Source organism: Candidatus Melainabacteria bacterium (assembly GCA_003963305.1).
GTDB lineage: Bacteria > Cyanobacteriota > Vampirovibrionia > Obscuribacterales > Obscuribacteraceae > PALSA-1081.
The window spans coordinates 167906-189260 of the sequence record RXJR01000022.1; the positions used below are offsets into that span (position 1 = coordinate 167906).

Genomic DNA, 21355 nt, shown 5'->3' on the forward strand with positions numbered 1-21355 from the left:
GTTGCGCAATTAAATCAGGAATTCTGCTGAAGTGTCCTCTATCGGGTGGTTCAGTTCAAATAAACTGGACACATACAATGCGTCACCAGACAAGCTGAACTTATTTCAATCTAAGGACTACCAGTCGCTTCGATATTCTGGGCGTGCTTGAGGTCTTCCCTGGCTTCAGCGCTGCGTCCGAGCTTGTTATAGACTTCGGCTCGATCTGCATATCTTTCTCCGACAAACGCGTCTTTTTTTATCAAGTAGTTTAAATCCGTCAGCGCTTTTGCGTACTCGCCCTTCTTCCTGTAAAGCCGCTGTCGAATTTCGCAGGCACTCTCAGGATGTGTCACGCCACTTATATACGACGTCAACTCATTAATGGACTGATCGATTTGCCCGAGCTTTTCTCGACATTCGACTCGTTCCAGCCAATATTTGTTGTAGTCGAGGCGATCAGCCTTATTCAAAACATCTGTCGGCTTCTGCGGCAGAAAACTGGTTCCGCCGCCATAGATTTTGATTGCCTGATCGTAGTCTTTTATCGCTTTATCAGTTTCGTTGATATGGGCATAGCAATTGGCACGCCGTCCAAATGTGCTGGCATTCGGACCACCAGTTTTCAACATGACGGTGTACACTTTGATAGCTTCGGGCAAATTTCTGCTCTTTTTCAAAGCTTTACCAAGCATCGAACAGGCATACTCGTATTTTGGATTGAGCTCAACTGCCTTCTGCAAATCATGTGATGCCTCAGTGAAACGATAGTTATCGCGCTTATAAACACCAGACGAGGTGTAGGCTATCGAGCTTCGAGGGCTGCCCTGAAGCAATCGAGCGTAAGCCTTATCCAGCTCGTCTTGTTTCTGTAATTTAGCGTAGTGATCGACAGCCTCAAAATTCACATCATAGTCGAGCGGTGCAAGTTTAATGGCGTTCTTTATCTCCTGCTCAGCAAGCGGATCGTGACTGGCGTCATAACAAGCAGCCAGTGCCGCATGGAGACGTCCGTTTTGGGGATGAGCTTTGATTGCTTCTAGAATCTTCGGTACTATGAAATTATTTTCTGAACCAGCCAATATAAATCCAGCAGTTGCAACTATGTTTTCATCATGAGGAGCAAGATGCAGAGCGGTCTTTATTTCTTGCGCAGCGCGTGACTTATCACCATTATTCACAGTACAAGCTCTGGCCATCATTTCATGCCACTGCGCCGCATTCTTGCCAGCAGAAATGTTTTTAGTACAAAGAGCTATTGCCTCAGCTTTTTGAGCGTTCTGATACAGAAACCGAGCTTGAGCGAGCTCTTTGTCTTCCGCCATCGCAAATGGTGCTGATTGTATGGTCACCAGAACCGAAAATAAAACGCCGAGCCCTGTTCTGTTTTTCGTTCTAATAGCCATTTGAATTACAAACCAATGAATCGGACGAGATCGGCGAACTGATGCAATTTCAGGTCCAAGAAGACCCAGTCTAACGTTATCATGCGCAACTGGATTTTTGCTGAGCCGAAACAAGCTTGTCAAGCCCGGAAGGGACTAACTACGGCAGTACAGAGAACCCGTCACATGCAGAGGTGTGCGACAATTAACGGGCATAAAAAACGCCGCACGAAAACCCCGGCTGCCGTACCAACTTGAACCGAGAATCAGTTGCAACTTCCGACTATCAAATTGACACACAAAGTTGCTCTGCTTATCGTAGTGCCTCTGGCCTCAGCCTTGCTTTTCGTCTCTCTTTTGATGACCAACTTAAATCAGGCAGAGCAAGACATAGAAGCGGAAACACACGCTTCCGAAATATTGATCCAGGTCAATCAGTCCATTCGTGATGCCATGGGCGCTTGTGGCGGCATGCTGATTTTGCGCATGTATCACGAACCTAAAGTCTTGCACGATACGACCGAATCGATTCGGAAGCTCAGAGAAGATAGTGAAAAATTGACCGAATTCGTTGATAAGTATCCAAACGAATCTGAAGGAATTAGAGAATTCATTCGCCGCCTCAAGATGGGCGACGAGATGTTTAAGCAAGTACTGGAATTGACGGAAGAATCAGAGTCGCTCAGTACGCTTCGCGTCATGGGGCAGATGAAAACCTTTGCCGAAGTGCTGAACTACGAAGGTAATAAGCTGGTGGAGCGGATGTCGGAACAAAGAGACATGTTCCGACAGAAACGCAAAGATGACAGATTGCGTATTGAGCTGCTGATCCAGGTGTTCACGGGTATAGGTGTCGTACTGGCATTAGCCCTCGGATACAGCTTGATCAATACTGTTTTCAAACGGCTGGCCAGTCTGATGCGCAACGCCGTCAATATCGGAATCGGACGCCCCCTGGAAGAGCCTCTGGGCGGCGCAGACGAGCTGGCGCAACTGGACGGAGTTATTCACCAGCTGTCTGAAGATCTTGCGTATCTTCGCGCCAACGAAAGAGCGTTGATTGACAACGCGGCAAACATTATCTGCTCCCTCGATAGAGGATTACGCATTACACAAATCAATCCAGCCGTTGAGAGAATTCTGGGTTACGGACCAGACGAACTGCCGGGCACCGCATTAAGTTTGATTGTCAACGAAGAAGACAGCAATGCCGTCTATGCCAGTCTCAAAGAATTAAGTGAATCGAATCAGCAGGCAGCTTTTGAAGCCAAAATACTGCACAAATCGGGTCGCTATGTGGAGATGGATTGGGTAGCGCGCTGGTCGCAACAAGACAGAAGCATTTTTTGCGTCGCTCATGACATAACCGAACGCAAAGAGGCAGAGCGGCTGAAGCAGGAGCTTTTTGCCATGGTCAGCCACGACCTGCGTTCGCCTCTGACGTCAGTAAGTATGACCCTTGAGATGCTCGACGACGGAGTTCTCGGAACCTTGAACGAACGAGGAGCGAAACTTGCCGGTTCTGCCAATGCGTCAGTCAAGTCGCTAATGATTTTGATCAACGACTTGCTGGAGTCTGAACGCATGGCGCATCTGGGCATGGTACTCGACTACGAAACTGCCGATTTAGATTCACTGACGCGGCAGGCAATTGATTACGTAACGCCTGAAGCGAACAGTAAAAACATCGAGCTGAAAGTCCAGGGCACGTGTCCATCAGTACAGGGCGACTCAGAAAAAATTCGCCGTGTACTCGTCAATCTTCTCAACAACGCCATTAAGTTCTCGCCGAAAAATGCATCGATAACCACATCCTTATCGCGGTTCGATCAGGGAATAAATGGACACGATGCCATCGAAGTTCGTGTCATCGACGCAGGTCCGGGAATTCCACCGGATAAGCAGGCGCTTGTCTTTGAGAAATTCAAGCAAGCAGGGCATCGAACCGATGGCGAAAAGAAAGGCTCGGGGCTGGGACTTTCGATATGCAAAGCAATAATCGAGGCTCACGGCGGCATGATTGGCATAAAGAGCGATCCGGGAACTCCCGGCAGCACATTCTGGTTTCGAATCCCAGTCACGCCATCGACCCAGTCATCCAAAGGAGATAGCGTTCCGGCCGCTTCGTCCAGTATATAGCGACTGCTCGCGCTCACCGCACCGATGAAGGAACCTTCGGCTTCTGTTTCTGGTCCTCTGCAACATTCTTGCGATCTCTTGCCGCCAGATCGGGCTTTCCAATTTTGTCATAAGCCCCAGCCCGCAACGAGTAGGTTTGAAGATTACCGCGAGGATTGCGACTGATCGCTTCGGTGTAATCGCTAATCGCTTTAGGGTACTGTCCGAGCTTAAAATAGCTGCTCCCTCTCAAACGAAACGCTTCATCGTCAGATGGATTCAAGTCTGTCGCCACGGAATAATCTGCTATCGCTTTAGAATAATCGCCAAGACGATCGTATAGTTGCCCACGACGCAGATATGCCGGCGGATCCGTTTTGCTCAAAGCAATTATCTTGCTCAGATCAGCCAGTGCTCGATCGGGCTGTTTATTGGCTTCGAAAATCTTCGCTCTCAATTCATAGAATGGAATCTCTTTCGGCTGCTGTGCGATTATCTCATTGCAGTCTTTCAACGCCATCGGAATGTTTTTCATCTCCATATACAAATTGGCGCGCTCCATCCGTGCCCTGGCATCAGAAGGAGAAAGTTCGATTGCCTTGTTGAAATCAGCCAGTGCTTTGTCATACTGTTTCAAAAGATTGTACTGCTGTGCTCGCAACAGATACACATCAGCGGGCGAGACAATCGCTTCGTCATATGTCAGTTCACGCCCCTTGCACCTTCCCGTCTCGGCAGTATCCGAAATTGCCACCACATATGGATGCTTTGACAGCACTTTCGTATAGTCGGCGATTGCATCTTTCATGCGATGAATTCTCGAGTAGCAGTCGCCACGAAAGTAGTAGACGGATAAGCAACCTGGATCATGTTTCATGACAAAGGTAAAGTCATCAATCGCGGTGTCAAGTTTGCCGTCATTCATTGTTGCTATGCCACGAAAATACCGCAGATACTTGTCGTCTGGTCTTAGCTTGACGGCATCATTCATTATCGACACAGCGGGGCCAAGCTGAATGCGCGAGCGATATCCGCGGGCGCGTTCTATAGCCTTATAAATCTGCGACATCTGCTCGTCTTTCTCGGCAAGCTTTTCGTTACCCAGACGACGATAGGCAATGGCACGATTCTTGTAATCGAAGGGAGAATCCCAGCCGTTCAACTCAATTTGAGATAGCTCAATGGAACGACTCAAATCGGCTATTCCCGCCTTCAGATTGCCAAGTTGGCAATAGGCGAAACCACGTCGACTATAGGCGCCACCACATTTGGGATCAAGCTTGATGGCCGCGTCGCAATCCTTAACTGCTTCCTGGTAGCGGTTGTTGCGAATCAAAAACTCAGCCCGTGCCACCAGGAGTAAGGGCTGATTAGGGACCATTTTGACTGCCTTATTAACAGCTTCGACTGCTTTATCGTCCTTCTTTTGATAATGCAGACGGTAAGCACTGTCCAGAAGAGCAAGCGACTGATCTGCCAGAGCCGGTCGACAGTTTACAGATAAACTCGCGGCGAGCGATGAAAGAGCCGAAAGCGCGATAAGCTGTCTGTTGTGCATGAATTGATTCCGAATATCCCGAGAACCAATTCTATGCTATTGAGCAGCAAATTTGATTAGTAAAGCTTTCACACGGTCATCCTTTACTGCGTTGATCAAAGCAGTATACGACTTTGCAGTATCAGCGACGAAATTGTGCTGAACCTTCAAACTGCTCATGCTGGGATTGTTTGGATTCAGTGCGTAGACTTGTTGGATGGCTTTAGTAAGGGCTCGAACTTCTTCCAGACTGTGCTGTTTACCATCGGCTTTCAAAATCCTCTCAGCCGATTGCCAGGGTCCTTCGCCTCGTCTGACTGTTGCGGCTTTGATCATTGCTTCACTCGGCTTATATTCTTTAACCGCAGGTGGCACGACTGGTTCAACTACTGGTGCATCGGCAGGCTTTCGAGCGGCCAGTGCTGCATCAGTATGTTGGGCGGCGGCAGCGATCCTGACTGCAGTTTCCGGTGCCAGACCAAGATCGCCAAGCGCTGGGCGCAGTCTACTTGCGCGAGCGGCTGTTGTCTCAGATATGACTGTGTACTCACCATCGATGATTGTTGGTCCACGTCTGGCTTCGGCACGACCCAACGCGGCGCCGACTTCGCGTCCAGCACCTTCTGCAGCTGGAACGACTTCACGTGTTCCGGCGGCGACCAACTCTCTACCGGTAGTCGAGGTACCTGCTACCACCAGCTCTCTACCGGCGGTAGCGGTGGCGGCTGGAACCAACTCTCTAGCAGCGGTAGCTGTGGCGGCAGGAATCAACTCTCTGCCGGTAGTGGCAGCAGCAGCGGGAACTATTTCTCTACCTGTGGTGGCGGCAGGAAGTAACTCGCGGCTGCCTCCGGTCAGTGCAGGTTGGACTTCGCGCAGTACTCCCCCGTATACAGCCTCTCTGCCGGTTCCAGCGACAACAACTTCTCTTCCAGTTGTACCAGTGGCTCGCAGTTGCGTGACAAATACCTCAATTTCTGTTCTTGTCGAAGGAGCCAATTCGGCCGCGCCTTTAACGCCTTTGCCGAAAAGCGCTGCAGGAGCTGCAATGAGAAGTCCATCTGCAGCGCCGAGCAGCGACTGCCTGACCATGTTGCGAGTGGAATCGTCAAAATTTCCACCTTCGACAGCCTTCATCAACTCCACTCTGTAAGCAGCACCGGCAGCAGTGGCGGCAGGCACCAGTGCAGCCAGAGCGGCAGTGCTCAAGCCAGCCGTCGCCGGAATGGAAGCCAGCATGGCAGCGGCCATAGTGGCATTGTAAATCAGCTCGGCCTTGGCATGCTCTGACTGGACCTGCTGAAATTTAGCTTCGCTGAAAAGCTGATCGAGAACTCTCTGCCTGTCTTCAGGTAGATTTTGTCTCATTCTGGAATATTCAGTCAAAAGAGACTGATTGGACTGAACGGTGCGATCGAGGGTGAGTGCAGAAGCATCAGCAGCGGTGCCTGACTTATCGGCTGACAGGCGTCTGTCGACAAAATCCTGAACACCGTCACCTGAAGTCGTAGAAAGCAACTTACCATATTCGATCGAGTGGGCTTTATCAACTTTGCCCAGGAAGTCATTATCGAGACTGCTGTTATACTTCGCGCTGTACTCATTTTTGAGGCTCTCTCTCTGAGCTGGCGTGAGAGCCGCGAGTCTGTCGCGAAAATCTCTGAAATCGCCACCGTCACCAATGGCGAATGAACGCAGTTGATCTGCCAGAGTTGCCTTTCCATCCTGTTTAATGACACTGTCGAGAATTTGACGCTGATCGCCGCTAAGACTAACGCGATCGCGCACCTGTTGTGGAGCTCTTGCAAAGTCTTCGTATAGTGAACTCATTGGCACGCCGAGGCTGTACTTTACACCAGCACCAATCTGTCCATCTTGCAGTGCCTGATTCCACGAATTCTGGTTGGCGAGATAAGGAGCAGACTCGCGCAGAGCATTGCTGACGCGAAATGCTGCAGCGAACGCGGGATCTTCCATGCGCTTCGACATCTCCGCTGCACCGAGAGCACGTGCTGCTTCAACTTGCTTCAGCTGTTCTACGAGGTTTTTGTCTTGCAGGACGCGCTCCATATCGCGAACCCTGGTGGCAGGATCAGCGCCATCAAGATTGTCCTTAATAACCTGTTGTACTGGACTGAGTTGAGGAGGCTTTCCGGTTTCGGCAACCTGTTTCAACGTAGTTTCTGCAAGATATCTTTGAGCAGACGACTCCGGCAGTTGCTCCGAAACGAATTTATCAACCTTTGCACGAAATCCATCGGTGTTGTTTCTGTATTTCTGTGCGTCTTCTGCCGACATGGTGGCGATGCGAGCGGTAACAGCGGTGTTATCGAAGGTGTCGCTGCGACCGAACCAGTGAGTAGCTCTTGTATCATTCATCACATCAGTAACTGATCTCTTGATACCGTTAGCAGCATCGTAAGATGGTGCATTGGCTTTGTCGGTCACCATGGCGAGTATGCGAGCCTTCTCTTCCGGAGTGGCGTATGCATCGAGCGAGCGAGCCAGGTCGGCTTGATATTTAGCCAGTTCTTGCGGATTTCCATGCAATCGATCGTAGTCTGCTTTGCTCATTCGCTCAGCTGCAGACATGATTGCATCCGTTGTATGACTACCCGAAGAATGTGTGGCAGCCAGTTCGGAAATCAGTGTTTTGCCGCCATGCAAGAGTTGATCCTCGAGAACGCTCTTCCTGAGTTGATCGACTGTGCCGTCGAACATCGTCAGCGTCTTATCCATTGCCGCTTCGACTTTTTGATGATAATCGACTGCAGCCTTAAGCTCGGGAGTGGTAGCCAATTTATCGGCAGTTGTACCTTCTCGTGCCGCGCGCTCGGCTAATTCCTTTCCGATTCTGTAATCGTTGCGCTCGCGCGTGGTGGCATTAGACAAAGCGAAGTCCGTATTGCCGGGGTTATCCAGAAGACCGAGCCAGACGTTGCTGTTGCCCTGGATAATGGTAGCCAGTGAAACTCGTCCTTCCGTGCGGATGTCTTCAGCTACTTGACGCTCTGCCGCACTCTTTCCTTTCTCGAAAGTATCCTGATATGCAGCAGTGAATTTAGGATCTGCTTGAAGCTGCTTGAGAGCGGCTCTAGCAGAAGGTGATTCGTCACCGACCGCCTCGGTAAACATGCGCAAGTCACCGGCTTTCAGGGCAATGTTTGCCATGGCAACGACATCTGCCGGCTTGCGAGCGTCAGCGCCGACAACCGCAAATCGTTTGCCATCCAACTCCACTGCCGCTTCGCCAGGTCCTGCTTCTCTTGGTTGCGCACCTAAAACCATGGCTCGCACCATGTCTTTGTTCGCCTGCGACACGTCAGGATTGTCCAGGATTGTCTGGACGAAACCTTTGCCGTTGCCGTCCGGACCCTTGAACTGCTTGTCGAGCTGAGCCAGGCTGGGTCCATTTAAAGTTTCGAGGGTGCTTCTCAGCAGTCTCTGTCCTGCTTCGGGATCAGTCTTAGTCATTTCGAGAGAAAGGTTGACCATGCCTTTGATATTGCTGCGACCATCCACACGATCAAGAGTTGCAACCTGAGCAAGGTAATCAGTGGGGCTGAGCTTCTCTTTCATGTCAGCTCGCAATTCGCGGCCGAAATGTTGGCGATAATCGCTTTCTAGATTCTTACGATCAGCCGAAGACATAGGTCCGAGAATGCGCGAGAGTGCAGCGACGTCAGGACTGTTGCCGAAGATTCCGGCATTGAGGGCTTTGTGCACGGCGTTCGACTCAACACCGATAGCCTCTGCGCTCAGTGTCAGCTTAGGCAATGTGCCGTCGTTGACCATGCGGTCTGTGGCTGCATTACGTGCTGTGATCGAAGAGGATACGTGCTCCTGGCTATCAGCCGGAGTCAACGGAGCTGTAATGCGCTCAGGTGCGGAGACACGTTCCGGTGCAGCTCTTCTTGGTTCTACTGCGGCTTCGCCATTGTCATTTCTTGCCATATAGAATCCTGAAGGAGATTGCTTACAATCTCCAATCAGCCTTTGGTTAAAAGTACTAGTAATGAGTGGGGCTCGATACGTTATTTGTACCGGCCCCAAGTTACATCTACGTTACGTGTTTACTAGCTGCCCCAAACATTGCGGGCAAAGTCCGAACCAACCGTAGCCAGCTGATTTGAAACCGACTGCTCTCTGGCTCGGAAAGCTGCAGCGTGCGCAGGCATATTCTTCTGTTCGAAGAGCTGAACAAAAGCCTGAATCAGTGGCACCACTTGCGGATCGGCTCCGTTGCACTGCGACAGACTATTCAGTGCGCAGTTTGCCACATTCTGAGCCTCCTGAACCTTTCCAGCCTGAATGAGCGAGTTGATCGTGTGGTAGCCAACCAGAGCGTTGTTGAGGTGCTCAGAGGAAGAGGAGCCGGAAGAAATTCTTGCGGCGTTGGCACGACCAAGAGCCGAACTGAAAGCGCTTCCACCCAGATTGCGGTTGCTGGAATTGATCACCTGTTGTTCAAGTGACTGATTAGTCGAATGCACAGATTCAGGCTCAACCGCGTCTCGCAAACGACCCAGGAACGAAGGGACCTCGGCAGCGTGCGTGCTTTGCATAGGAGGAACAAGCTCTGCCTGGTCTGATACCGACTCCGTGCTTGCTTCCATTGGAGGCAACTGACGCTTACTGTTTTTCGAGTCCAACAAAGAATTGAGCGAACGATTTTCTACTTTTCTAGCTGGCGGTTGTGCTGGTTGAGAGGTCTGACGGGTTCTCGCTGCAGCCCAAATTTGCACCGGCGCTTCCTTAGCTGTGGAGCCAGGAATGAGCTCTTTGCGCAATTCGCTCTTGTAGGCGTCATTTGTTTGAACAGCAGATTCTTTGCGAGCTGCTACTACCTGGTCCATCAAACTTGCTGATTCATGCTGATGGGTAACGGCTGAAGAATTGTACTCGACTGACTGATCGACTGGATGGTAGCTGTTCGGAGCGGCGTCGAAAGCAATGCGTTCGGCGACGCTGGAGGTGTTGACGACAGGAATAGAACGGCTTGGCTCAGCAAAGCTAGAAGCGGCGGGTGCTGAATAATATTCGGATTGATTCTGCGCTTGAGCCGACTGTACATGCTGAGCGAGCCCGGCATTTGAGATTACCGATTGCTGCGAATCAGGAACAATCTGAGAACGAACTTCAGAAGCCATGTTGTGTGCTTCTACTGCGCGGAATGCGTTTTCCGATCTCGCTTGAGAAACCTGGTCCATCAACGAACTCGATGATTGAGCGCAATAGACCTGCTGCGTGTGCAGTGGTTGGGTCGTTTCAAACGAAGCGGCGGCGTTTGAATTGTAGGAAACGGAATGGTCTACCGACTGGTCAACTGCCTGATACGATGTTGGTGAGGCATCGAAAGCAATGCGGTGAGCAGCATCCGAAGCTTTGACATTGTTGACGTCTTGATCTACCTGCACCGTCGAGTAGGAAGGTCCTCCGGCTGCATATGATGCATCAACTATGCTTGAAGAACCGCCTGCACTGTAGGTAGACGCACTAAGATTAGAGGCGCTGGACGAATAAGAGTTGGCATCGACCTGATCGCGACTGTAGTTTGAAACACTGGTGTTATCAGCAGAACCAAATGAAATTGGTGGCACAACTTCCACTGAGCTTGTAGTTACAGGTGTCGCATAGGAATTGCCAACTTCGTTGTTTTGCGAGTAAGCAACTGACGACGTCGATGCCCATGAATTAGATGATTCGCTTGAGACTTCATATCTGGTACCAGCAGGAGGGACTGAAACTTCCTGTCCACCAGAAGCAGCGGAGTGACCGAAAACGTTGCCGTCAGGTACAACTGCTCCGTTGTTTGTCCAGACAGTGCTCGACGATTCCAGAGCCGAGCGTCTGAAGTCATCTGAACGTGCGGCGGCAGCAGCCATTTCAGCACGCCTGCTGGACTCGTCCGCGGCGAGGTCGGCTGCCCTGGCAGCACCAAGCGTGATCACTTCCGCCCCAGGCTGTGCTGCATAGGTACTGCCGGCAGGGCAAGCCATATTGCTTGTCACCTCATTGAACTGCGGCATAGAACTGATTTGACCAATGTTGGTGATGTCTCCGTCGAATGCTGCTGCGTATCGAGCATCTAATGGAGTTGTCGACAGAAGCGATCCGGAGCTGTCGAAGTTATTAGTCTGAGCGTTATAAACGGAACCATCGTCATTGAAATTGATACTTGTCGCAGAGTAAGTTCCGTCCGCATTAAATGCATCGCGCTCGTAGCTTACGGCCTGCCCGTCTGCGTTATAAACAGCAGAAACGAAGCCGTTGTCGGTGAACTGCGAGTACGTTGCACCAAGAGCATTGCTGTCGCGATCGTAATAGTTCGTCAGGCTGCCGTTATTGGCAGTAGGTTGAACAACACTGAATCCGGAAACATCTTGAGTGTGCGCATCGTAGTTTGTCGTCTTGAGAAGATTTCCGTTCCAGTCCTCTCCGTATGTCTTACGGCCTGCAGCATCGTATGCTTGAGCATGAATGTCGCCGGCTGCGTTTGCGCTCATCGTAATACTGTCGAGCGCAGTGTGTGAACTATCAGAATGGCTGACGTTGAGTTCGCCTTCACAAAGTGACTGAACCAGGAAGTTGTCGGTGGCAGGGTTATCGGTGCCGTTGTTGAAGACGCTCAATTCGGTGCCGGCATCGGTCTGGGAAGCTTGTACGACTGTACCGTCAGGCAACGTCGCTCTTCCGTTAGAGTCGAACTGAAGTTGTACGTTTTCCCCGGCTGCGTTCTGAGCATAGAATCGGGATCCATCGCCAGAGACAGACAAACCATGCTGCGCCATGAGTGCGACAGCAGCCTGCCCATCGATGTGGGTGCTGTGCATTCCGGCTGCATTTGCAGTCGTGAAGCCGGCAAGCGCTGTCAGAGAATTTTCGGTCAGTCGACCAGAACTTTCTAGTGGATTGAAGTTGATTGTATCGGCCGGCGGAATCACATCAACGCCATCTTCGGTAGGGGGAGGCGTGTGCTCGGCTACAACACGGCCGGGCGCATCAGGATCAGCTTTTCCGGTTGACGGACCAGCGTCTCTCAAGACCGAGGGGGGAAGCGTAGACAGAGTGTTCACACCATCATTGAAGGACCTCAGGCTCGATCCTGTGAAAGATGCACTGTGCAGCAGGCTGTTGCCCACTGCAAACTCAGATGGGCTAAACGAGGCGGGCTGAACTCCTTCGAATGCAGCCGGGCTATCAGCGGCAGACCCATGATAAGAGGCGAGTTGAATGTGGCTTCCCGGAGCACTACCTTCGTGATCGGCATGCTCAACACCATGTGCACCAGCGTTACGGCTGCGATGCCCGGCGGCCGAATGACCGTGCCCCTTGCTTCCGCCACCGCCCTTGCCACCACCGCCGCCGCCTTTCTGGGCAGCCTGCATTGCCTTTTCAGCCATGTTAGCAGCTTCCTGACCGGCAGCCTTAGCCAGTCCGGCAAAATCAAAGGCGTATTTAACAGATGAAGTAGCCAGAAAATTCAGCGCAGTGATAACAAGAGTGCCGGTTTCGTCTACACCTCTGAAGCAAGCCATGAGCAAGATCGAGGTATTCCAGAACAACGACCAGAATCCGAGTGTAATCACACCTTCGCACCAGCTTGGAAATGCGCCGCGCAGACTCTTCATAGGCCATGCCCAGAGCGCTGCTGTAATTGGTCCAACAAACCAGAGGTAGTAAAAATAGATCATCTGGAAGGCGCAAAGGATGTTCCAGGCAATCATAAAAGTAGCATTGGTGCTGTTGAACATCTCCTTAGCAGCGATGACAGCAGCAGGCAGCGCCTCGTCTGCACGATCTGGAGGAGCAAGATAGATACCTGCAACTGGATCTTCGATTTTGTTTTCAATCATCATGCCTTCGAAACGCGCAAATGCAGTGGTGCCGTTCAAGAGAGGTCCCATTTTTGCAGTCTGCTGATCGAGTGCATTGCGATTCTCGCCTGGTTGTCTGGCTGGGAAGGCGCGAATGTGGAAAGATATGGCGTCACGATACATGTCGGTGCCGAAGATCTGGGTGTACTCATCTGCAATTGAGAGGGTAACCGAATTGTTGAGATCGATGCTGTAGTTGATGACGAGGTATGTGCCTGGTATGAGAAAAATTGCGATGATGGCGCGCTGAATTCCTTCAAATGGATTGGCTTCTCCCAGCACAGGATTACCAGCAGCCATTATCGATTTGACCTGCGTCAACATTGCCCCGGGCAGCAAGAGGAGAACAGCCATCGGAACGAAAATTCCGTCACGCAATTTGTTCCACTTGTTTGCACCGTCTGTAGTGAAGTTGATCAGAAAGCTGGAGCAAAAATCGATTGCTGATGCAGCTTGTTGCTTCTCAAGATCGGCGAGAGCATTTGCCATTTCCATTGCTTGCGAATCAAGATTCGACTTGGCGGCATGCATTTGCTTATCAGGGGCATTGACACCGGCAGCCAGCGTGGCTACGAAGTTAGCCAGATAGAGCTGTGTCTCGCTATTTGTAGGAAGCATACCGTCGCTGTTGGCGGCGTTACGTCTATAGGCTTCACGCAAACCTGCCGGCCAGTTGACCCGAATCGCGCTGGCGGGCACATTGCACTGTTTGTCGCCAATTGTCGTCTTGCCACCGCTGACCTCATCGAGACCTTTGTCTTCGCACTTCTGGCGTTGATTTTCAGTCTTCTGACGTCCGCCTTGATCTTCCGGAGCATCGCCACCATTAACGATACCAGCTCCGTTGTGATACTGATTGTTCCAGATGGTCGGTCCGCCACCTGTCTGACCCTTCTGGGTTCCGGCAAGACCACCGGGAAACGCCAGAGCCTGGATATTTACAGAAGCGACGGTAAGTAAGGACAAGAGTAGAAACAAGAATCTAGAATTCTTCATGCTAATCCTTCACGGCCTGCAGCGGCGAGCCATCGCTCAGTCTCTGCTGCCGATTCATCTAGTAAGGGGGCTGCTGGAGGGGTAATGCCTACCCAACGAACCTATCTTGCCAAGATAACGTTACGCTAATGTGACGGGTTCGCCGAGGTCAACATTCAAGTTCGCCGGCTGTAGATAATGGCGGGGGACCATGGTAAACAGCGTTCTCAGCCCGTGGAGTGCCGTTAGACGATGGGGTGCCTCGTTCAGATCCGGGATTGCCTCCTGGAGAGCTGCCTGGATGTGTGCCACGGCTTCCACTGCCCTGATCGGAATGGCTGGCGCCCTTCTTACCACTGCCGCCGCCGCCACCACCGCCGCCTCCTCCTCCGCCGCCCTTAACGGCTTCAGACTTGAGCTGTTCGGCTTTCTGCAAAATCTTACTGACCATCTCACCTGGTTTGTATTCGAATGGAACGAACGGAACGTAGAGCAAGATAACCATGAATGCAGTGTAGACAGCCATCTCCCACTGACTATTGGGAATATAGATACCCTGCTCCATTAACCATTCGATGCGTGTTTGCATGATCAAGATCACCACGCACCACCAGAACTTCCACAAAGACACATTGATCAGCGCATCGATCCAATTAGTAAAACAAGTTTTGAATAGCGAGCCACATCCCGACGGCCAGGCGAAGAATGCTGCGGCAATCGGTGCCATTAAGAAGAGATAGCAAATCATCACCATCTGAAAAGCCGAAAGCATAAGCATTCCAAAATTCATAGCGACGTTGAGCATGTTGAACGCCATTTGCATCATGCGGGTGGCTGCGCCCTGGTTCTCAACTTGAGACGATTTCTCGCTGCCGCCATCTATTTTGCCGGCGATTGCCTCACTGATACCACCACCGAGGGCAGCCTCGATACTTGGTGGCACAACGTTAGCGTAATCCTTCGGCATGCTGAATGCGTTCTTTGCATTCTGCACGGGTGCATTGAACGTCTGCTCCTTCATCCACTCGATCAGCACGGTAGGTTCAATGAGATTCTGCACTTCAAAAGTCATTGAATTACCGACGTCTATTGCCCAACTGGCAAAAAGTTGGGTGCCTGGAATGAGGAATATGGCAATAATGCTGCGCAGAATTCCAGTAAAGGGATTGACTGCATCCTCGTCTTTTGCACCAAGGATGCCGTAGGCAAGATAACCTTTCAAATTCGTCAAAATGGCGCCTGGAAGCAGAAGCAGAAGGGCCATGGGTACGTAGATAACTTTGTAGACTTGCTGCACCATCCAGATCGCCTGACTGTGTGTCTTAACTGGAGCTTCAGAAGCCGTGGGCGTGCCCGAACCCTCATTGGCAACGTTGATCAGTGGGGTACGACACTCTTCTACTCCTGTCTGGAACCCGTTTTCGGCTGCTCCGGCAGCAGCATCGGAAATCTCCTGCTGCTGCGCTCCCATGTTTGCCTTAGCAGTTTCAGCGGAACGTTTTGGTGCATTAATTAACTGGGTGGCGGCATAGGCAGCAGCGATATAGTTAATCTGCATGATCGAATTGGAGGGCATAGCGCTCTCTAGCGCCTTCGGCATCTTTGGAAACCACTTGTCCAAAACTGCTTTAGCCGCGGCAGATGGAGGCGTGGCGGACACTTTTCTCATCGGCGGAAACGAATACCAGTTCTGACCAGCCGGAGGTGCCTGGTAGGCAACGTTGACACCATTGCCGATGTTTTTGTAGGACCACTGCGTCAGAGTTTTGTCAATCTGCTGCGGTTTAGGCTTTTGCGCCTGGGGATCGGGCTTCTTCGTTTGAACTGTATGATCGCCTGCGCCTGTACCAACGCCAGCCTGATCGTTATTTCCGTACGAAACGTCCTTGGTCGGAGCACCCGGCTGAGGCTCGAGTTGCTCCATTTTGTCGTCTTCTTCAGCGGCAGGATTTTGCATGTTGTACATGCGGCTATGCTCGGTCTGTGAATAAGCGCGACCCTGCGGACCAAGCGACGAGAATCCTCCACTCGGCAGTGCATAAGCGGAATCCAGACAGATTGACGCAATGCAGAAGTACAGAAACAAAAACCGACAGATTTTCAGTCTTTCCATTTAGCATCCAGCCGCGTCGATGCGCAGGCTGCCTTTAGTAAGTAAGGGGCGTTCAAAAAGCGTTTCAACACTGGCAGTTTGACGATTTATCGTTACGACATCGTGACGTTTAATCCCGGTCTGGAATCTTCCAGGGTAAACCCAATGTACTGCTGCGCGAGAAAGGCGCAAAGTATCATCGAGAACCCAGAAAGCCATGATCACTGCGTAGATTTGAAGACGCTTACTAGAGCGCATTAAGACTGTGGAATTAACAGAAGAAAATGCACAGTCAGTAAATCTTGTCCCCGAGTCGGATGAGAATAATTTGGATTGCAGTGAAACTGATCCACCTCAAAGTCCTGAAGTTGCGCAGGCTAAAAATGGTTTGCAAAAATTTCCAGACATAAAAATTCCAGGAATGACGCTGCCAGAACCTGCATTCGGAATGAATTCGCTCAGAAAGCGGTGTTCGCTAATGAGACTAGCTCCGTTTGGACCGAATTCACTTTTCATGATATCTGTATTGGCTCTGGCAGTGGCGCTCATTGTCTATCAATGGCTCCATAACCGTTCCGAGACAGAAAAGTTATTTCGCTACTATGTCGACCAGGCGCAGCTTTCCGCGCTCAATGGCCACGACAACAAGGCAGTCAGTGCATGGAGAGATGCCATTGAAAACGCCATCGCCCTCGGTGACAACCCGAAACTAATCGGTAATTTGTATCTGGAAAAAGCGAAATCAGAAATAGCTGCATCGAAAGCTCTAACAAAGCCAACTGAAGTTGAAACTAGCAGGCAGCAGATCATAGGCGACATACAAAGAGCTCTGACCCATTACCAAAAGGATTCATTTACTACACTGGCACAGATTCAAGCACAGGAGCTGCTTTTGTCAATCCTGCCGGTGTACACGGAACGATTTGTCAGTGATGAAGAACAAGTGCGCATAGACGAAAGACGGGCTACAGCAGAAAAACTTCTCAAAGAAGGTAAGCAAAGTGAGGCGCTGAAGGTCTTTACAGAAGTTGTAATCGCGTCGAAAGGGCTCACACGGGCAGCCTTAGAAGACGACATTAAACAGCTAATGACGAGACGGTCCAACCCTCGTACAAATGCGGAAGAGCTTTTCCCAATCACATCGGCCTTGTTTACCTATCAAATATGTGCGTCAGCACAAACGACAGTTGAAGAGGGTCAAAGTCTAAACTTACTGCTTGATCAGGCTTTGAAGGCAAGTGGACATGCAAAAGATGACTACCAATACCTGAAGAAGCTTGGCGATCGCATGTTCGTAAAGGCGAACTATCATGGGGCTAACCTTGCATATTGGCGCTGCCAGGCGCTCAAAGATTCAGCCGAGGTGAGAGAGCATCTAAAATTCTGCTATTTAAAGTTGCATCCTACTAAAACAGAAGACAGCCAAGCCGCTATCAGTGCCGTTGTGGAACTGATAAGACTTAACGTCAAAGCATTCGGGCAAGACAGTAAGCAAGTGACTGGCGCCGTGGAGAGGCATGCGGAGCTGCTCGAGTCAACAGGCAATTTTGAAGAGGCCGAGACGCGACGCCGAACAGTTTTTGACCGAATTGTCGCAGACAAGTCGGGACAACCGTTCTATGACAGATACGGACAAATTATTAGCGATCCTGCCAGACAAGCAGAAGATGCAATCATGAAACTATACGTCACTGAAGGGAAGTTCAAAGAGGCTCTAGCGTGGTACCGAGAGAGACAACCACAATCTGACCAGATGACAGAAATGGATTTTACGTTTGTGGATCTGTGCACAAAGGCAAACTGGCTGTCTGACCCAATGCTAGAAGAAGTGATCGAGCGAGAAAGGCATGATTGAAAAACTTGAAACTCCTGCTGCCGAAACGAATTCGCAAAATGCTGGCGAGCTAGAAGCGAATCCTATAAATTCAACTATTAAATCCAGGTTCGTCTGTTTGGCATCAGACATCGTCCGTGTCAGATCCATTCCGGTTGCGCTGGGGTTACTCACCGCTATGTCTATTGGAGCCAATTCGTATTCACAACTCAAAAGTACGGAAGATGCACTGCAAATTCACAGAGACAGTGCTGAACTCTTCGATTATTCACATCAGGATGCGGAGGCCAGCAAGATGTGGCATCGAGCTATCACTGATTCTATGAAATTGAATTACCGAGAAAAATTGACTGGCGATATGTATGTAAGAGCGGCTAAATCCGAGCGTCATGCCGCTGTTGCAGTTTCTTATGGACAGACCATGTGGAAAATTCCCCCGGGCGCGGAAGCAAAATCAAAGACTGAGGAACAGTTCTACAAATCACAGCAAGAAGCAGATCTCAAATCCGCGTTGAAAATATACAGCAGGATACCAGACACCAGAGCTGAGCAGCTTGTTGTCTTGAACGATTTGCATATAATTCTTGGACAGAAAGTAGCTCAAGCAAACTGTTACTTGAGCGACGGCTCGGCGTACGCAGGCGAAAACAAAGACCCTCAGGAGCGGCAACCAGACCGCGACTTGCAGGAGGGGTTGGCTAAATTAGAATCAGGAAAAGAGGACCTCGGTCTCGCGTGCTTTCAACGGTATTTAAGCCGAACGCATGATTCGATCAAATTGGCGAATCCTGTCATCAAACAAATTCAAGCGACAAGCAAACATGACTATAGAAGAGTGCAACTGTTGATTCCTCTCATACACGAAGTTATCTACTACTGTCAGAACATTCAAGACCTCCGGTGGGAGTTCGAATGGCTAAACTTCTTGCTCGCTTCGCTGATGGACCCTGACGACTATCATGACCGACTAAACCTCGCTGATTCGACAAATACCGTGCATGGCGCGATTATTGAGTATTCGAGATGTCTCGGACTGAAAGAGGATAAGGTCGTTAGTGCCAAGCTTCTAGGCAAGTTACAAGAAGCAAGAAATACCGATTTAAGTCCGCAACAGCAGTCAGACATCACTAACTATATCGACTGCCTGACGCGTTTACAAAAGCTCAGAATTGACGCATTCGGCGCCAATGACCATGGCACCCAAGATACTACAAAGGAACTCGGTATTGCTTCAGGTCTAAGTGGTGATTTCGAAAACGCCGAGCACTTCCTGAGTTCACTGACAACAGGCGCTGCAATCGAAGGACCTTCTGACGCTCGCCTGAGCCTGGCAGACCTGTACACAAATGAAGGCAAATTCAACCTGGCGCTCTCGCTGTACGATCAAGTCTTCCAAGAGTTGAAGAAGGAGCAGCACGCAAGCGTTCGGTTTCTCCGGTGGCGGATAGCCCGAGCAAATCTTCTTGCAGGGCGAATGAAACCGGCAATCCAAGCAATCAACGACGCCAACAACGAGTCAACACCTGATCTGTTCGGTTCCAGCCGAAGCAATGTTGACCCGTCGTTATTGATGGAGTAACCGAAATCCTATCGGCAGGCCTATCGGAACAGACCGGCAAGAGCGGGATTGCTACGAAGGTTGTTGTCGATGACCAGTTCTTCATTGCGACGCAGTTCATTGCGATTTCCGTTTGCAGCTCGCAATTGCTTGGCGACGCTGCTCAATTCTGCCTGACTTGCATCGTATCGCTGTCCCTTGTGCGCTTCAGCGATGAGGCGCTCGGCAGCATGCCAGTAGCCTTCGCCAGACCTTACTTTCAATGCATCATGGACATTTGGGGGCAAATCACCGCCTGCTGGTCCGCGCTGTGGACCGACAACCTCAGGACGAGCCTGTGGCTGAGCGACTGGACGAGTTGGTTCGATACCGCCGCGACGAAGTGCATTGTCGCTCAGATTGTGCTGATGTGCCTGATCGATCAATTCGGCTGCAGTAAGATCCTTCTTGGAGAACCAACCATCTCGAGACAGCCCCTTGATGTAATCCAATGTGTGGCGATCCTTCGGACTGAGAGCAGGATCCTTCAGCTCCTGGTCGATACGTGCACTGGATATGCCACCATCTGGACTGGCAAGACGTTGATAGAGGCTCTGTCTGCCCATCGGCTTTTCAAACAGGTGAGCAAAATCTTCCTGCCTTCCACGGCTTACATCGTCAAGTCTTGTACGTTCAGGTCTGCTGGACAATCTATCCCAATTGGTACCAGAATCGGCCGCTAGTTTCTGCAGATCGGCTTTGGAGTAATCTGTGTACTGAACCATTTCGCCATTGGTGACCATAGGCGCATTGTTCTGCAGATATTTGAGAGTCTGTACATTTTGAGGGGTCAAATTATTCCGTTCTGGATACTGAGCAAGCTGATTTATTTTATCCAGACTCAAACCACCACGTCCGTCTCCGACTCGATCGAGCAAGCTTCTGCCGCCACCAGGTCTGGCGGTCAAATCACTGAGAGCGGCTTGCCCAGCCTGTGCTTCCGCACTCAACGGCTCAGGGCGTTTCGTGCTGTACTGCCGCTCTTGTGGGGTCAAACCAGCAGCGTCTCCAGCTCGTTGCAACGCTCCTTGAGAGACGTCTCCACCGGACGATCTAAGTTTATTAACCGCTTCCAGTGATGCTCGGTCCTGACTGGACAGACCTGGCTCACTCAATCGCGCATCAAGCTTTTGTCCGGAGATATTGCCGCTGGTATCGCGCACAGTATCATAGAGGCTTCTGCCGGTAGAAGGGTCTTTAGCGTACAGGTTACGCAAGTCTGCATGCTGTTTTTCACGCGCTGCAAACGCTTGAATATCTGAATTGTAGATGTGCTGCCCATCGCCTGAGATTTTGTTGAAGTCTTTCAACAGCCGCTGAGTCAGAGCTCGCTCACCTTCGGAAAGGTTAGGCTTTCGTCCGTGTTCTTCAATATCTGTGCGAGACAAACCATTCCAATATTGCTGCCAATAAGACTTATCACCGAGAATTCTGGAAGCTTCCAGCGCCTCAGCGCGACCAGTGAAACCATCTCTGTCCAACTTGTCCATGGCCCGTGCAGCTGACCCGGTTGCAGAGTTAGGACCTGTGATCGAGTCCAATTCTTTCAGAAAGGGACTCGGGCTGCTTGGAGATTGAGTGATGGCAGATTCCGCACGCTCGACGCCTCTTCTTTCCTGGGTTACTGCTTCACCATTAGTTTCTCTCGCCATGAGGATCTCCTCCTAAAAAACAAAGACCGTGTTGGGTGTTTGGGGGACGGAAACACTGCTTCAACTGGCAACTAGCGTGTTATCGATTCCGTGTGTTTACAGTAAAAAATCATCGTTACCGCTTCGTGACGGTTATGAAAAATTTCCAAGGAGCGGTCTGGCTCGAATTTTCGACCTTCGCAGTCCTTATATAGACAGATTTTTCTTGAGCGCCTCAAAAATCTCAGTCGTGGAGATGCCTCGGCTACAAGGCTTCAAATTGATGGACACCCCACCTGATGACTGGACCGCTGCCAGCGACGCCGTCGT

Annotated in this window: 9 protein-coding genes and 1 pseudogene; 3 read left to right on the forward strand and 7 right to left on the reverse strand. The window is 50.7% G+C overall.

The features are described 5' to 3' along the window. Positions 1-110: 110 nt before the first annotated feature. A complete protein-coding gene (locus tag EKK48_21595) occupies positions 111-1385 on the reverse strand; it encodes a hypothetical protein (GenBank protein RTL38561.1) in 1275 nt (424 codons plus the stop codon). A gap of 249 nt (positions 1386-1634) precedes the next feature. Here EKK48_21595 and EKK48_21600 point away from each other — a divergent pair, with 249 nt between their 5' ends. Beyond that, positions 1635-3503, forward strand: coding sequence for a PAS domain-containing sensor histidine kinase (locus EKK48_21600; protein ID RTL38504.1), 1869 nt, complete (start codon positions 1635-1637; stop codon positions 3501-3503). A 13-nt stretch (positions 3504-3516) separates the two neighbouring features. On the opposite strand, the gene EKK48_21605 is transcribed toward EKK48_21600, so the two are convergent. From EKK48_21605 to EKK48_21620, 4 genes are all read right to left on the reverse strand, one after another. Beyond that, positions 3517-5040 (reverse strand): tetratricopeptide repeat protein, encoded by a 1524-nt coding sequence (locus EKK48_21605; protein ID RTL38505.1) that lies wholly within the window; start codon positions 5038-5040, stop codon positions 3517-3519. A 36-nt stretch (positions 5041-5076) separates the two neighbouring features. Then, entirely contained in the window at positions 5077-8973 is a 3897-nt protein-coding gene (locus EKK48_21610) for a hypothetical protein (GenBank protein RTL38506.1), read from the reverse strand. Between the two features lie 122 nt (positions 8974-9095). After that, complete coding sequence (locus EKK48_21615) at positions 9096-13892, reverse strand: RHS repeat protein (GenBank protein RTL38507.1); 4797 nt, start codon at positions 13890-13892, stop codon at positions 9096-9098. A gap of 148 nt (positions 13893-14040) precedes the next feature. After that, positions 14041-15984 carry a hypothetical protein gene (locus tag EKK48_21620; protein ID RTL38508.1) on the reverse strand — a complete coding sequence of 648 codons (1944 nt, stop codon included), beginning with the start codon at positions 15982-15984 and terminating at the stop codon, positions 14041-14043. 457 nt (positions 15985-16441) lie between these two features. Here EKK48_21620 and EKK48_21625 point away from each other — a divergent pair, with 457 nt between their 5' ends. Continuing rightward, on the forward strand, positions 16442-17818 hold the full coding sequence (locus tag EKK48_21625; protein RTL38509.1) for a hypothetical protein: 1377 nt from the start codon (positions 16442-16444) through the stop codon (positions 17816-17818). Then, complete coding sequence (locus EKK48_21630; GenBank protein RTL38510.1) at positions 17811-19376, forward strand: hypothetical protein; 1566 nt, start codon at positions 17811-17813, stop codon at positions 19374-19376. Before EKK48_21625 ends, EKK48_21630 begins: the two co-directional genes overlap by 8 nt. Here EKK48_21630 and EKK48_21635 read toward each other — a convergent pair. Together EKK48_21635 and EKK48_21640 are read right to left on the reverse strand one after the other, a co-directional pair. Next, positions 19362-19424 (reverse strand): annotated as a pseudogene (locus EKK48_21635) (hypothetical protein). The gene EKK48_21630 and the pseudogene EKK48_21635 sit on opposite strands and share 15 nt — an antisense overlap. Continuing rightward, a complete protein-coding gene (locus EKK48_21640) occupies positions 19397-21046 on the reverse strand; it encodes a hypothetical protein (GenBank protein ID RTL38511.1) in 1650 nt (549 codons plus the stop codon). Before EKK48_21640 ends, EKK48_21635 begins: the two are co-directional and overlap by 28 nt. Positions 21047-21355 lie beyond the last annotated feature (309 nt).

Bases quoted from the DNA above. Each gene is read 5' to 3' on its own strand.
- EKK48_21595 (RTL38561.1), bottom strand. From the start codon at position 1,385: ATGGCTATTAGAACGAAAAACAGAACAGGGCTCGGCGTTTTATTTTCG.
- EKK48_21605 (RTL38505.1), bottom strand. From the start codon at position 5,040: ATGCACAACAGACAGCTTATCGCGCTTTCGGCTCTTTCATCGCTCGCC.
- EKK48_21610 (RTL38506.1), bottom strand. From the start codon at position 8,973: ATGGCAAGAAATGACAATGGCGAAGCCGCAGTAGAACCAAGAAGAGCT.
- EKK48_21615 (RTL38507.1), bottom strand. From the start codon at position 13,892: ATGAAGAATTCTAGATTCTTGTTTCTACTCTTGTCCTTACTTACCGTC.
- EKK48_21620 (RTL38508.1), bottom strand. From the start codon at position 15,984: ATGGAAAGACTGAAAATCTGTCGGTTTTTGTTTCTGTACTTCTGCATT.
- EKK48_21625 (RTL38509.1), top strand. From the start codon at position 16,442: ATGAGACTAGCTCCGTTTGGACCGAATTCACTTTTCATGATATCTGTA.
- EKK48_21630 (RTL38510.1), top strand. From the start codon at position 17,811: ATGATTGAAAAACTTGAAACTCCTGCTGCCGAAACGAATTCGCAAAAT.
- EKK48_21640 (RTL38511.1), bottom strand. From the start codon at position 21,046: ATGGCGAGAGAAACTAATGGTGAAGCAGTAACCCAGGAAAGAAGAGGC.